This window comes from Paraburkholderia sp. J8-2 (assembly GCF_905220195.1).
Taxonomy (GTDB): domain Bacteria; phylum Pseudomonadota; class Gammaproteobacteria; order Burkholderiales; family Burkholderiaceae; genus Paraburkholderia.
Genome location: NZ_CAJMZA010000001.1, coordinates 542,540 through 556,739, shown reverse-complemented (window position 1 = coordinate 556,739; position 14,200 = coordinate 542,540). Strand labels below are relative to the sequence as shown.

At 62.5% G+C, this 14,200-nt stretch carries 12 protein-coding genes; 9 read left to right on the top strand and 3 right to left on the bottom strand.

The window, feature by feature from the left end; all coding sequences use genetic code 11:
• Window positions 1–14: 14 nt before the first annotated feature.
• The 3 genes from tcuA to U5A52_RS02390 all read left to right on the top strand — a co-directional run bounded on the left by tcuA (window position 15) and on the right by U5A52_RS02390 (window position 4,039).
• Complete coding sequence (gene tcuA, locus U5A52_RS02400) at window positions 15–1,424, top strand: FAD-dependent tricarballylate dehydrogenase TcuA (protein WP_321933739.1); 1,410 nt, start codon at window positions 15–17, stop codon at window positions 1,422–1,424.
• The gene (tcuB, locus tag U5A52_RS02395; protein ID WP_321933737.1) at window positions 1,411–2,631 is read left to right on the top strand and encodes a tricarballylate utilization 4Fe-4S protein TcuB; all 1,221 of its coding nucleotides are present in this window, start codon (window positions 1,411–1,413) and stop codon (window positions 2,629–2,631) included. The genes tcuA and tcuB overlap by 14 nt, the downstream gene beginning before the upstream one ends.
• Window positions 2,632–2,704: 73 nt before the next feature.
• Entirely contained in the window at window positions 2,705–4,039 is a 1,335-nt protein-coding gene (locus tag U5A52_RS02390; RefSeq protein ID WP_321933735.1) for an MFS transporter, read from the top strand.
• Window positions 4,040–4,045: 6 nt separating this feature from the next.
• Here the strand turns inward: U5A52_RS02390 and catA are convergent, their stop codons facing one another.
• The gene (gene catA, locus U5A52_RS02385) at window positions 4,046–4,981 is read right to left on the bottom strand and encodes a catechol 1,2-dioxygenase (protein WP_321933733.1); all 936 of its coding nucleotides are present in this window, start codon (window positions 4,979–4,981) and stop codon (window positions 4,046–4,048) included.
• Between the two features lie 314 nt (window positions 4,982–5,295).
• On the opposite strand from catA, the gene antA reads away from it, so the two are divergent.
• The 4 genes from antA to U5A52_RS02365 all read left to right on the top strand — a co-directional run bounded on the left by antA (window position 5,296) and on the right by U5A52_RS02365 (window position 9,337).
• Complete coding sequence (gene antA / locus U5A52_RS02380; RefSeq protein ID WP_321909596.1) at window positions 5,296–6,684, top strand: anthranilate 1,2-dioxygenase large subunit; 1,389 nt, start codon at window positions 5,296–5,298, stop codon at window positions 6,682–6,684.
• Between the two features lie 3 nt (window positions 6,685–6,687).
• Window positions 6,688–7,185: an anthranilate 1,2-dioxygenase small subunit gene (antB, locus tag U5A52_RS02375; RefSeq protein WP_321933731.1), complete on the top strand. Its 498-nt coding sequence runs from the start codon at window positions 6,688–6,690 to the stop codon at window positions 7,183–7,185.
• Window positions 7,186–7,201: 16 nt separating this feature from the next.
• The gene (gene antC / locus U5A52_RS02370; RefSeq protein ID WP_321933729.1) at window positions 7,202–8,242 is read left to right on the top strand and encodes an anthranilate 1,2-dioxygenase electron transfer component AntC; all 1,041 of its coding nucleotides are present in this window, start codon (window positions 7,202–7,204) and stop codon (window positions 8,240–8,242) included.
• Window positions 8,243–8,338: 96 nt separating this feature from the next.
• A complete protein-coding gene (locus tag U5A52_RS02365; protein ID WP_321933727.1) occupies window positions 8,339–9,337 on the top strand; it encodes an AraC family transcriptional regulator in 999 nt (332 codons plus the stop codon).
• A gap of 32 nt (window positions 9,338–9,369) precedes the next feature.
• Here the strand turns inward: U5A52_RS02365 and U5A52_RS02360 are convergent, their stop codons facing one another.
• Window positions 9,370–10,302 (bottom strand): LysR family transcriptional regulator, encoded by a 933-nt coding sequence (locus tag U5A52_RS02360; protein WP_321933725.1) that lies wholly within the window; start codon window positions 10,300–10,302, stop codon window positions 9,370–9,372.
• A 136-nt stretch (window positions 10,303–10,438) separates the two neighbouring features.
• Here U5A52_RS02360 and U5A52_RS02355 point away from each other — a divergent pair, with 136 nt between their 5' ends.
• Both U5A52_RS02355 and U5A52_RS02350 read left to right on the top strand, forming a co-directional pair.
• Window positions 10,439–11,854: a carboxylesterase/lipase family protein gene (locus tag U5A52_RS02355; protein WP_321933723.1), complete on the top strand. Its 1,416-nt coding sequence runs from the start codon at window positions 10,439–10,441 to the stop codon at window positions 11,852–11,854.
• 146 nt (window positions 11,855–12,000) lie between these two features.
• A complete protein-coding gene (locus U5A52_RS02350; protein WP_321933720.1) occupies window positions 12,001–13,092 on the top strand; it encodes a porin in 1,092 nt (363 codons plus the stop codon).
• 9 nt (window positions 13,093–13,101) lie between these two features.
• On the opposite strand, the gene U5A52_RS02345 is transcribed toward U5A52_RS02350, so the two are convergent.
• The gene (locus U5A52_RS02345; protein WP_321909585.1) at window positions 13,102–13,980 is read right to left on the bottom strand and encodes a LysR family transcriptional regulator; all 879 of its coding nucleotides are present in this window, start codon (window positions 13,978–13,980) and stop codon (window positions 13,102–13,104) included.
• Window positions 13,981–14,200 lie beyond the last annotated feature (220 nt).

Sequence of the window (14,200 nt, the reverse complement as noted above, 5' to 3'; positions counted from 1 at the left end):
AGGAGGCGCACAGGATGGTCGATGTACTTGTGATCGGAGGAGGCAATGCCGCGCTATGCGCGGCGTTGATGGCGCGTGAAGCCGGCGCGTCGGTCCTGCTGCTCGAATCGGCGCCGCGCGAGTGGCGCGGCGGCAATTCACAGCACACGCGCAATCTGCGCTGCATGCACGACGCGCCGCAGGACGTGCTCGTCGACGCGTATCCCGAAGAGGAATTCTGGCAAGACCTGCTGAAGGTCACGGGCGGGATCACCAACGAGCATCTCGCGCGTTTGACGATCCGGGCCTCATCCACGTGCCGTCCGTGGATGCAAAAACACGGCGTGCGCTTCCAGCCGCCGCTTTCCGGCGCGCTGCATGTGGCGCGCACCAACGCGTTCTTCATGGGCGGTGGCAAGGCGCTCGTCAACGCGTACTACCGCAGTGCGCAAGCGCTTGGCGTGGAGGTTCGCTACGACACGCCGGTGGATTCATTGGAACTGGAAGACGGGCGCTTCGTCGCGGCGAAGAGCGGCAGCCAGCGCTTCGAGGCGCGCGCCTGCGTGCTGGCGGCGGGCGGCTTCGAATCGAACCGCGAATGGCTGCGCGAAGCGTGGGGGCAAAACGAGCGCGGCGAATGGCCCGCCGACAACTTCCGCATTCGCGGCACGCGCTTCAACATGGGCGTGCTGATCCGGCACATGATCGACGCGGGCGCGGACATGATCGGCGACCCGTCGCAGTCGCATTGCGTCGCGATCGACGCGCGCGCGCCGCTCTATGACGGCGGCATCTGCACGCGCATCGACTGCGTGTCGCTCGGCGTGGTCGTGAATCGCGACGCCGAGCGTTTCTACGACGAAGGCGAAGACTTCTGGCCAAAACGCTACGCGATCTGGGGGCGGCTCGTCGCGCAGCAGCCGGGTCAGATTGGCTATTCGATCATCGATTCGAAAGCCATTGGCCGTTTCATGCCGCCTGTGTTTCCCGGCGAACGAGCCGACACGCTGCCCGAACTCGCGCGCAAGTTGAACCTGCCCGAAGCGCGCTTCATGGAAACGCTCACACGTTACAACGAGGCGTGCCGTGTCGGCACCTTCGATCACACCGCGCTCGACGATTGCCACACTGACGGCATTGCGCCGCCCAAGACGCACTGGGCGCGCCCCATCGATACACCGCCGTACTACGGCTATGCGCTGCGCCCTGGCATCACGTTCACGTACCTCGGCCTGAAGACCAACGACCGCGCCCAGGTCCATTTCGGCGGCGAGGCGAGCGAGAACCTGTTCGTCGCGGGCGAGATGATGGCGGGCAACGTGCTCGGCAAGGGGTATACGGCCGGAGTCGGCATGTCGATCGGCACCGCATTCGGGCGTATTGCCGGCACGCAGGCTGCGCGCGCCGCACTTCAGACGACGGAGACTCACCATGCAGCGCACTGACGCCCTCGCGGCCGAACACACGCGCACCGCGCCAGCCGATGCAAAGATGCCAGCTCGCGGGACGCAAGGCGGTGGCGCGCGGGTGATCCCCATCGTGCCGATGAGCGACAGCGAAAGCGAAGTGGCGCGGCAGATGCAGATCTGCAACGCCTGCCGCTATTGCGAAGGTTTTTGCGCCGTGTTTCCGGCCATGACGCGCCGCCTCGAATTCGGCAAGGCGGACGTGAACTACCTCGCGAACCTGTGTCACAACTGCGGCGCGTGCTATCACGCCTGCCAGTACGCGCCGCCGCACGAATTCGCCGTGAACGTGCCGAAGGCGATGGCGCAGGTCCGCCTGGAAACCTACACGGAATACGCGTTTCCGGCTGCATTTGGCGCGTTGTACAAGCGCAATGGCCTCACGCTTTCAGTCGCGCTCGCAGCGGGGCTCGCGCTCTTCTTGCTGCTCGGCACGGCGATGCATGGCGGATTCTCGGGCGACACCGCCGCAGTGAGCTTTTACGCGATCTTCCCGCACAACCTGCTTGCTGCGATGTTCGGCGCGGTGTTCCTGTTCGCCGTGCTGGCGCTCGGCGTGGGCGTGACGCGCTTCTGGCGTGACGTATCGGCAGGAACGGCGAACGCGAGCGCGCCTGCACTCGCCGAAGCCGCAAAAAACGCGCTGACGCTCAAGTATCTCGACGGCGGCCACGGCGACGGCTGCAACGAATCGAACGACGCCTTCACGCTTGCGAGAAGGCGCTTCCACCATCTGACGTTTTACGGCTTCATGTTGTGCTTTGCCGCGACGGCGGTCGCGACGGCATATCACTACGTGCTCGGGCTGGAAGCGCCGTATCCTTTCTTCAGCGTGCCGGTGCTGCTGGGCACGCTGGGCGGCATCGGTCTGATCATTGGGCCGGCGGGGCTGCTGTGGCTGAACCTCAAACGGCATGCGCAGCAGGGCGATACGCGCCAGCGCCCGATGGACCGCGGTTTCATCGCGCTCCTGCTGCTCACGAGTGCGTCGGGCCTCGCGCTCATGGTTTTGCGGGCGACTTCCGCCATGCCGTCGCTCCTCGCGATTCACCTGGGCATCGTGATGGCGCTGTTCGCGACGCTGCCTTACGGGAAGTTTGCACACGGCATCTTCCGCTCGGCGGCGTTGCTCAAATCGTCGATAGAAAAGCGGCAGCGCAATACGCTGAGTCTCGGTTCTGACTAAAGGCTGGAAGCGGGCAAAAACGGGGGAGCGTCATGCTCCCCCGCACGACATCAACAACCACAGGAGACGTCCCATGAACCCCACAGAGCCGAGCGCCATTTCGGGCGTACACGGCGCCTCGCAAGCCTCGCGTGCCTCGCGGGCAGCGGCCGTGCTGCGCGTCACGAGCGGCAACTTCCTCGAACAGTTCGACTTCTTTCTGTTTGGCTTCTACGCCACGTCGATCTCGAAGATCTTCTTCCCTTCGTCGAGTGAATATGCCTCGTTGATGCTGACCTTCGCCGTATTCGGCGCGGGCTTCCTCATGCGTCCGCTCGGCGCGATTTTGCTCGGCGCCTATATCGACAAAGTGGGGCGGCGCATGGGCCTGATCGTCACGCTTTCCATCATGGCGAGCGGCACGATCCTGATTGCCTGCGTACCCGGTTACGCGAGCATCGGGCTGCTTGCGCCCGCGCTCGTGCTGCTCGGCCGGCTGTTGCAGGGCTTTTCGGCGGGCGCGGAACTCGGCGGGGTTTCGGTGTATCTCGCGGAAATGGCGACGCCCGGAAACAAGGGCTTCTACACGAGCTGGCAATCGGCGAGCCAGCAGGTCGCGATCGTCATGGCCGCCGCGCTCGGCTACGCGTTGAATCAGTGGCTTTCCGCGCAGCAGATCGGCGCGTGGGGCTGGCGCATTCCGTTTTTCATCGGCTGCGCGATCGTGCCGTTTCTCTTCATTCTGCGCCGTTCGCTGCAGGAGACCGCTGCGTTCGCAGCGCGTCCGCATCACCCGGGCGCGCGCGAAATCTTCGCGATGCTGCTGGTCAACTGGCGCACGGTGATCGCCGGCATGCTGCTCACGGCGATGACGACCACGACGTTCTATCTCATCACCGTCTATACGCCGACCTTCGGCAAAGCCGTACTCAAGCTCTCCACGGCCGATACGCTCATCGTGACGCTCTTCGTAGGCATTTCGAACTTCGCGTGGCTTCCCATTGGCGGCGCGCTTTCCGATCGCATAGGCCGCAAGCCGATTCTGCTCACCATCTCCACGCTGGCGATACTCACGGCGTATCCGGCGCTTTCGTGGCTTGCCGTTGCGCCGAGTTTTGGCCGCATGCTGATCGTGCTGCTGTGGTTCTCGTTTTTCTTCGGCATGTACAACGGCGCGATGGTCGCCGCGCTCACCGAAGTCATGCCGGCCCAGGTGCGCGTTGCTGGCTTCTCGCTGGCGTTCAGTCTGGCGACGGCGCTGTTCGGCGGCTTCACGCCGGCGGTGTCGACGTACCTGATCGAGATCACGCGCGACAAAGCTGCGCCGGGCTACTGGCTCAGCTTTGCCGCGCTGTGCGGGTTCGCGGCGACGCTCTGGTTGTATCGGCGGCGTGCGGGACAGGTGGAGTCGGCGCCTTCGCCGGTTTGACGACAGTTATGCCACAGCGGCGGCGCGCAACCGGTTGACGATCTGGTTGTCCTTGCCCTGAACGAACGGCGTCAGCGTGAGGTTGAACTCGATGTCCTTGTACACGTCGGCCTTCAGCCCGAGCGCGGCGCCACCGGTCTTTTCCGTCACTGGCGGAATCAACGCTTCACGCGTTGCGTAGGCGAAGTCGTCCCAGATCAGCGGATCGCCCTCGACGTTGAACTGCGTGGTCAGCTTGCGGTGAGCGTCGCTCGTGACGAAGAAGTGCACGTGCGCCGGACGCTCACCGTGACGGTCCAGCGCGTTCAGCAACTGCTGCGTGGCGCCTTGCGGCGGGCAGCCGTAGCCCACGGGCATGAGCGTGCGGAATACGTATTTGCCATCGGCGCCGGTCTTCACCGCGCCGCGCAGGTTGAAGTCGCTCTGCGCGCCGGTCGGGTCGAAGTGCGAGTAGAAGCCCTTCGAGTTGGCATGCCAGCATTCGACCACGGCGCCTGCTACCGGCTTGCCGTCCGGGCCCGTGACCATGCCGTGAATCACGAGCGGGCCCGCTTGCTCATCGGCGTCGAGGTCGATTCGCGAAACGCTGTCGCGCACTGGCGCGCCCGCAACGTACAAGGGGCCTTCGATCGTGCGCGGCGTGCCGCCGCGGATGCCCGCTTGCTCGTCGGCGGCGTCCATGCGGATGTCCAGATACTTTTCCAGTCCGATGCCAGCCGCGAGCAGTGCCGCTTCGCCGTCCTGGCCGAGCTTGTTCAGATAGTTGATGCCGGTCCAGACCTCATCGGGGGTGATGTCGAGATCGTCGATCGCCTTGAACAGATCGCTCAGCAGGCGGTGGGCAATCTGCTTGAAACGCGTACTGCCGCCGTTGCCATCCACGTTCGTGGCGGCCTTCAACAGGTCTTGCACTTCGCTGGTTTCGAATACTTTCACGCTCATGATGACTGTCTCCAACTGGTTTTAGGGGGGCGTTGAGCGCATTAGATATCCGGGCCCGCGCAGGCGCTATCCACCTGGTCGACACTCACTATCCGTTTTTTTCGGCGCGGGCGCGAAACCGCTTTGAAGCGGCCTGTGCATGGCCGGCCGCCGGGCGTCGCAAAGCCACGTCCGGCCACGAGGAAAACGCGCGGCAAAAAAAGCGGATAGCGAACGCCGACCAGGCGGATAGCGCCGGCGCCGCCGTGGGTATTCAATCCAGCTCATCAAGGACCTGGTCGCAAGACCGCTAAATGGCAGGAGGAGAACCCATCGTGAGCACAGAGAAAATCGCGTCGCAATGGCAGGATTTCGTTGGCGGATGCCTCGATTTCCGTCCGGCAGAAGGCGTCTATCGCATTGCGCGGGAGATGTTCACGGAGCCGCAACTGTTCGACCTGGAGATGGAGTTCATCTTCGAGAAGAACTGGATCTACGCGTGCCACGAGAGCGAGATCCCCAAGCCCCATGACTTCATGACGATGCGCGCCGGTCGCCAGCCGATGATCATTTCGCGCGACGGCAATGGCCAGCTCAACGCGATGATCAACGCGTGCCAGCATCGCGGCGCGACGCTCACGCGCATGGGCAAGGGCAATCAGTCGACCTTCACGTGCCCGTTCCATGCGTGGTGCTACAAGAGCGATGGACGCCTCGTCAAGGTCAAGGCGCCCGGCGAGTACTGCGAAGACTTCGACAAGTCCACGCGCGGCCTCAAGAAGGCGCGTATCGCGAGTTACAAGGGCTTCGTGTTCATCAGTCTCGACGTCGATGGCACCGATACGATCGAAGAATACCTGGGCGACTCGCGCATCTTCCTCGACATGATGGTCGCGCAATCGCCGACGGGCGAACTCGAGGTGCTGCCGGGCAAGTCGGCCTATACGTTCGAAGGCAACTGGAAACTGCAGAACGAGAATGGCCTCGACGGCTATCACGTGAGCACGGTCCACTACAACTACGTCGCCACGGTGCAGCGCCGTCAAGAGGCGAACGCGCAGAACGGCGGCGCGGCGAATGGCACGCTCGACTACAGCAAGCTCGGCGCGGGCGATGCCGAGACCGACGACGGCTGGTTCGCGTTCAAGAACGGCCATAGCGTGTTGTTCAGCGACATGCCGAACCCGAGCGTGCGCCCCGGCTATGCGAGCGTCATGCCGCGTCTCGTCGAAACATACGGCCAGGAGAAGGCCGAATGGATGATGCATCGGCTGCGCAACCTGAACGTCTATCCGAGCCTCTTTTTCATGGATCAGATCAGCTCGCAGTTGCGTATCGTGCGCCCGGTCGCCTGGAATAAAACGGAGGTCATCAGCCAGTGTATCGGCGTGAAGGGCGAATCGGATCAGGACCGCGAAAGCCGCATTCGCCAGTTCGAAGACTTCTTCAATGTTTCAGGCATGGGCACGCCGGACGATCTCGTGGAATTCCGCGAGCAGCAACGCGGCTTCCAGGCGCGCCTCGAGCGCTGGAGCGATATCTCGCGCGGTCATCACAAGTGGGTGGCGGGCGAGACGGCGAGTGCGCGCCTGCTCGGCATCGAGCCTGTGCTGTGCGGCACGGAGCTGACCCACGAGGGCCTTTACGTCAACCAGCACGGCGCGTGGCAGACGTATCTCCTGAAGGGCCTCGCACAGCAATCGAACAACACGAAGGAGGCTTGAGCCATGGCCATTACGCACGCGCAGCAACACGCGGTCGAGCAGTTTTTGTATCGCAAGGCCGAGCTTTGCGACGCGCAGAGCTGGGACGAGTACCTCGACCTGTTCGACGAACACAGCGAATTTCATGTGCCCCAATGGGACTCCGAGCACGTGTACACGACCGACCCGAAGCGCGGCATGTCGCTCATCTACTACTCGAACCGCACGGGTCTCGAAGATCGCGTGTTCCGCCTGCGCACGGGCAAGTCGGCAGCGTCGACGCCGCTGCCGCGCACGCTGCACCAGATCACCAATGTGCGTATCGCGGAGTGCGAAAACGGCGAGCTGGAAGCGAAGGCCAACTGGGCCACGTTTTACGCGCGCCATGGCGTTGCCGAACACTTCTTCGGACGCGTCACGTATCAGTTGCGCCCGGACGGCGACACCTGGAAGATCGCGCGCAAGCATGTCCTGCTGCTCAACGACACGATCAACGCCGTGCTCGACTTCTACCATCTGTAAGCGGGAGTGCCACGAAATGAGCCACAAGGTCGCCTTTAGTTTTGCCGACGGCAAGACCGTGTTCTTCGATGTCCGCTCGGGCGAACTCCTGCTCGACGCCGCGCTGCGCAATGGTGTGAGCATTCCGCTCGATTGCCGTGAGGGCGTGTGCGGAACCTGCCAGGGGCGCTGCGAATCGGGCAGCTATACGCTCGACTATGTCGACGAAGAAACCCTGTCCGCCGACGATCTCGCCGCGCGCAAGATCCTGTCCTGCCAGACGCGTGTGCAATCGGACGCGTCGTTTTACTTCGACTTCGATTCGAGCCTGTGCAGCGCGGGCGGCACCACGTCGATCACGGGCCGTGTCACGGCCGTTAAGCAGGTATCCGAAACAACGGCGATCCTGCATCTGGACGCAAGTGCTCACTCAGGTCGGCTCGACTTCCTGCCCGGGCAGTATGCGCGCCTGAAAGTGCCGGGTGCAGACGTGTGGCGTTCGTATTCGTTTGCCAACCGGCCCGACGACGACAACCAGCTTCAGTTCCTGATTCGCCTGCTGCCCGACGGCGCGATGAGCAACTACATGCGCGAGCGCTGCGAGCCGGGGCAGAGCGTCGAATTCGAGGCGCCGCTCGGCACGTTCTATCTGCGGCAGGTCGAACGGCCGCTCGTGATGGTGGCAGGCGGAACGGGGCTCTCGGCCTTTTTGGGCATGCTCGACGATCTCGCGCACAAGGGCGGCTGTGGCCAGAAGGTTCACCTCTACTATGGCGTGACGAACGCGCGTGACCTGTGCGAACTCGATCGTTTGAAGGCGTACGAGGAGCGCATTGCAAACTTCGCGTGCGATATCGTGGTGATGAATCCGTCTGAAGTATGGCAAGGCAAGACTGGGCTCATTCCCGAACACTTTGATCGCGAGATGCTCGAAGCGAACCCGTTCGACATGTATGTGTGCGGCCCGCCGCCGATGGTCGAGGCAATCAAGACATGGCTCGCGAACGCAAGCCTCGACGACCACCGTCTTTACTACGAAAAATTTGGGGACAGCAACAGCGCGCAAACCGCTGTGTAACGCTGCGGGGTTGTACGCACTCGGGGTGTTTCGTTATTTTGTCCGCGCGTGGCGTGGTTTACCATTGAGCATTCCCCCATTGCTCAGTGATACACCATGCCAACCCCCGCCGCCCACGACAGCCGAGGTATTGACGCACTGCGTCACGACCTCGAAGGCGCGCGCGACTGGATGGCGTCGATTTGCGGACCGCATGGGCTGCAGGTTCGCAGCCCGAAGGCACTGCAATTCCATCATAGCGGCACGGTAATGCGCTCCATGGCGAGCACGTTGGGCTACGTCGAGTACGGCACCGACGTCACCGTCTCCGTGCACAACGATGCGCCGCTTAACTGCTATAGCGTGAGTTTGCCGCTTACGGGGCAACAGGAACTTGCCGCGCACGGCCGCCTGTGGTTATCGGACCAGGACAGCGGCCTCGTGCTGTCGCCGCATGAGACGCAGGACCTTGCGATCACGGGCAATTGCCGCAAGATCATCGTGTCGATTCCGAGCCCGGCCTTGCGTCAGGTGCTGGAAGGACTATTGCAGCGGCCGCTCGAGGCCGCGTTGACGTTCGAGCCGCAGATGAATGCCGCCGACGGCGATCAGGCATCGTGGTGGCGCATGGTCAAGTTCCTGCTGGCCGAAATGGGGAGCGCCGGCCCGTTGCTCAATCATCAGCAGATGGTGGGCGATCTCGAACAGGCGCTGATCAAGGGGCTGTTGCTCTCGCAGCCGCACAACTACTCGCAGGCGCTTGCCGATGCAATGCGCCCAGCGTGTCCGCATTATTTGTTGCGCGCGAAACAGTTTATCCACGACAACGCTCGTGAAAACATTGCACTCGAAGACATCGAGCGCGCAGCGGGCGTCTCGCGCTACAAGCTGTTCGAAGGCTTCGGGCAGCACTTCGGGCACGCGCCTATGGCCTATCTGAAGAAGTACAGGCTCGAAGCCGTGCGGCGCGAAATTCTTTCCGACTGCTCCGAGCGCAATGTTTCTTCCATCGCGATGAACTGGGGCTTTTCGCATCTCGGCCGCTTTTCCAACGATTACAAGCAGCTCTTTGGCGAAACGCCGTCGCAAACCCTCAAGCGTGCGGTGAGGCGCTAGGTTGTCCGCTGTTCAGTCGCACGCAGTCAAACTCACTCCTCCATTTGGGCGTGGCCTAATCGCCCTTTAAGCTCCCTTAGAAAAGTTGCCGATGCGTGCGTGAGCGGTTTATCGCTACGCGTGATGGCGACGAGAGGCCCGATATGCAGCGGCAATTCACATTGCACGAGTTGCAGGCGATATTGGGCGCATAGCTCGTCGGCGATGCATTCGGACGAGAGGACGAGGGCATCGCTCTGGCTGGCCAGACGGAAGGCCAGCGGCGACACCTGCGACGACAACACATTCGGCGGCATGGCCAGCCCCATGTCCCGAATCGCGAACTCGAGCTGTTGCCTGATGATATTCGGCTGGGGCGGGAGTATCCACGGATAGTCCAGAAGCTCGTGAAGCGCCACCGGCTTCAAAGTCGAAGCGTGTCCTCGCTGGGCGAGAAAGACGGGCATGTCACGCTTCAACATTTCGAGTTTATAGAGTTCGCTGCCGAATCCACTGGCCATCCGCCCGATCACAATATCCACAAGGTCCTGGTCGAGATTCTCCAGCAACATTTCCATCGAACCTTCGCGCAGCGCTAGTCGCACGCGTGGCCACTTGATCCGAAAGTCGCTCACGCAATCCGATAGCGTCCCCCACCAGGTAAGCGGCGAAAAGATGCCTATCGACAGGTTGCCGATATCCCCATTCAGCAATGCCTCGAGTTCGGCCTCCGCTCGCTGAACGTCGCTCGCGATCAGATGGCCGTGACGCACGAGGGTTTCGCCGTAAAGGGTCGGGCGCATTCCGCTCGGCGTGCGTTCAAAAAGCTGCGCACCGACTATCCCCTCGATCTCGGCCAACGCCTTGGAAAGCGCGGACTGACTGACGTTCTGCGCTTCAGCCGCTTTTTGCAGGCTGCCTAGCCGCGCGATTTCCACCACGACGGTGATGTGACGGAGCTTCAGGCGTTGTTGCAGTGAGTTCATGATCCGGGCCGGGTTGAACTTTTGTCATGGGGGGGCGGCGAAGAATTCCATTTTCTTTCCGCTGTCGATCCGTAAGCTCGTGGTTGTCGGATGCGATAAACCTATGTGCGCGAGTGCGCAAGACAAAGGAGGCTACATGAAGGGCACCGTACTTGCCCAATGCGAGCAGGGCGTACTCGAAGGCGTGACCAACGATGGTGTACACACGTTCTTCGATATTCCCTACGCGGCGAATGGCGGGCGCTTTCGGCCCGCCACAGAACCAGCGCGCTGGAACGGTCAGCGAAATTCTACCCGACCTGGCCCGGTCTTTCCTCAATTGCCAAGCCGCCTGGATTTCGTCATGGGACCGACTGCTCGAGGCGTTGAGCAGTCCGAAGATGCTTTCAGGCTGAATGTTTTTACGCCCAACCTCACTGGCAAATTACCGGTCGTGTTCTGGATCCACGGCGGCGGGTTCATGACCGGCGGGGCGCTGCCATGCTACTCGGGCGAATCGCTCGCCGGTCTTGGCCGCGCGGTGGTCGTGACGATGAACTATCGGCTCGGCGTGCTGGGCAACCTCTATATGGAGGGCATATCGGCGGGCAATCTCGCCGTTTCGGATCTCGAACTGGCGCTTCAGTGGGTCAGGAAGAACATCGCCAGTTTCGGTGGCGACCCGGATTCCATCGTCGTAGCGGGCCAGTCGGCGGGCGCCTGGTTCGCGCAGCTGCTGGCCTCGATGCCGTCGACCCATGGGCTGGTGAAGGCGATTGCCATGCTCAGCTATCCGGGCCTTCAGCCGATGGCGCCGTCTAAAGCACAGACGATTGCGGAGCAGTTGTGCGATACCGCTGGTATCGCTACTAGCGGCGAGGAACTGCTCAAGATGCCTGTCGAGGACATCCTGCAAGCACAAACCCGGCTGACTGGCGCCGTGGCGAAGTTTGCCGAGGTTCCCATCGCGTTCATGTCGGTAGCGAGCGGCAACGTGCCAGCGGACCCCGGCGCAGATGCTCAGGAGCGCTTCGGAGGCAAACCGGTCTTCATAGGCTGGACACGCGATGAGTCCGGCAGTTTTTTTGCGAGCAGCCCAGCGCTCCTTGGAGCGACGCAGGAACAGGCCCTGCAGAAGTTCAAGGACGAATTCGGCGACGCTGCGGAAGCTCGATACGAGCGCGTGGCCGAAGGCCGGTTTGAGCGGAAGCCTTATGCCGCGTTGGTCGAGTTGAGCTCGGAAAAGCTGATCGTGGGCCCAACGCGGCGTTTCGCAAAGCGCATGGCCGAAGCGGGAAGCGGCGTATTCGCCTATCGGTTCGATTTTCCCTCTCCACAGCCGGATGTGGGCGCTTGCCATTGCCTTGAATTGCCGTTCTTCTTTGGCAATTTTGAGAACTGGATTGAGGCACCCATGCTCGAAGGCATCGACGAGCCGCGCAGCCGCGCGTTGTCGGCCCGAATTCAGAGTCACTTCCTGAAATTTGTGGAGTCCGGTAATCCGAATGGCGCGGGCTTGCCGGCGTGGAAAGCGTTCAACGGCGATGATGGCGATTTGATGTATTTCGACTGACGTGCTGGCGCCGATTGCGAGCCGAGGCTAGCACAATCGTCTCGCAATCGTCATGGGTCGTAGATCATTGAGAAGGTATTCGCGCAATTACTAAGTAATCCAAATAAATACGGCGAAGCATTGCCGAACCTGGAGACAAGAACGTCATGAAGATGAAGTGGAGTGCCGCGTTGCTGGTCGCGGTGACAGGGCTCGCGCACGCCCAGAGCAGCGTCACGCTTTATGGAATTATCGATACGGGCCTCTCATACTATAACCATGCGACGGCCAGCGGCGGGACGTTCGTCGGCATGGCTTCGCTGACCGGGCGTCTGCCTTCGCGCTGGGGCCTAAAGGGCACTGAGGACCTGGGCGGCGGATTCAAGACCTTCTTCGTGCTGGAGAACGGCTTTCAGCCCACCAACGGCACGTTGAATTACGGCGGCCGGCTCTTCGGCATTCAATCGAACGTGGGTATCAGCAGCGATTACGGCTCGATCACGCTCGGCAGGCAGATGGGCATGACGATGTACGCGCTGTTCAACGCGGATGTGATTGGCCCGTCGATTCATTCGCTGAGCGTCTTCGATTCCTATTTGCCGAACGCCCGCAGCGACAACGCGATCGGCTATATGGGCAAATTCCACGGCGTCACGATTGGCGGCACTTACAGCTTCGGCCGCGACGCCGCGGGCCCAGCCGGACCGAGTGCAACCAACTGCCCCGGGCAGGTTCCAGGCAATATGCTGGCGTGCCGTCAATATACGGCGCTCCTCGCATACGATTCGGCGAGCTTTGGCGTGGCGGCCTCGTATGACGTATTGCGCGGCGGCGCGGGCGCCACGGCGCCGCTGAACAACAGCCGCTACACGGATACGCACAACATCGTCGATGGTTACGTGATATTGGGCTCGGCGAAGATCGGTTTCGGGTGGATCAGGAACAACCTCGCGGCCGCCACCCATTTGCAGACCGATATCTTCTTTGCGGGGGGCACGTACTATGTCACGCCCGCGTTTTTCTTCGACACGCAGGGCGTGCGCTATCTTCAGCGCGGCTCTCAGGGCGCGAAGGACGCCAACTCGACGCTACTCATCGGGCGCGTGAATTACCTGTTCTCGAAGCGCACCATGGTGTACACGTCGGTGGGCTACATGTTCAACAGTGCACAGGCCGCGAACTCGGTCGCGGCTGGCGGCACGGTCGCGACCGGCATGAACCAGCTTGGCGTGATGGTCGGCTTGCAGCAGAAGTTCTGACCCCTGCCTTCAGAAGCGCGTATTCGCATTGCGCAGCGCGGCGCCAAAAATGCGAATGGCTTCTTTCAAGGACGCGTCGCGTACGCGCGTGTAGACCGCGATTTCGATCGGTGCGAGCGGCGGCAATCCGAAGCGGCTTCCCACGTCTACCGCGCGCGGCGGCCGTCCTCGCCTCGTCAACGGCGCCACAGCGAGTCCTGCCATGACGGCCGCGCCAACCGTGCCGATACCGCCGCCGACAAACACCTCGGTCCATGGGATGCCGGCTTCGTCCAGCGCCTTGAGCGCGTTGGCGCGCACCCCGCAGGGTGCGGATAGCGAAGCCACGCGCAACGGCTCATCCGGGTTGGGCGACCACTGCGGCGCTGCAAACCATGCGCAGTGCTCGACGAAGAGGCGCTCCGCATCGCGCCGCGCCGGGTCGCGCCGCGCGTAGGCAGCGTCGAGTTCGCCGGCGTCGTACGCTTCGAGCATCTCGCTCGAAGCGCCGATGCGCACTTCCACACGCAAGGTCGGGTCGTGGCTCGATACGCGCGCAAGCAGCGGAATCAACTCTTCCGCAGCGGTGTGATCGATGATGCCAAGGCGCAGGCTGCGCTGCTCGCGAACGTCGCTGGCCAATGCGCGATCATGTGCGCTCAGCAACTCGCGCGCGGCAGAGAGAAACGCCACGCCTTCGGGCAGCAGTTGAATGTGCCGGGGCGTTCGTTCCAGCAAGCGCTTGCCGAGCCGTTCCTCGAGCCGCTTGATTTTCAGGCTGATGGCCGACTGCGTGGTGTCCTGCACCTCGGCCGCCCGCGTGAAGCTGCTGAGGTCGGCAACCAGCACGAAGGCCTGCACGGCGTCGAGATCGAGCAGGCGGCCGGTGTGTTGATATCCCGTGCTCATGGCGAAGGGCCCTCAAGCATCATTGGAGGAAATCATACGCCGGGGTTGCGCGTGGCGGCTTGCCGACTGAACAGGAACGACTCGCAGGGGGACGACGAACTGGCCAGGCGGCTCAGCCACGTCCAACTCGGGCAGCCGCGAGGGGCTTGCCGCTCGCGGTCACGACGCCATGCGACGCAGGGTTCCCGATCACGCCCTCGATTGACGGCATTGCGACCGG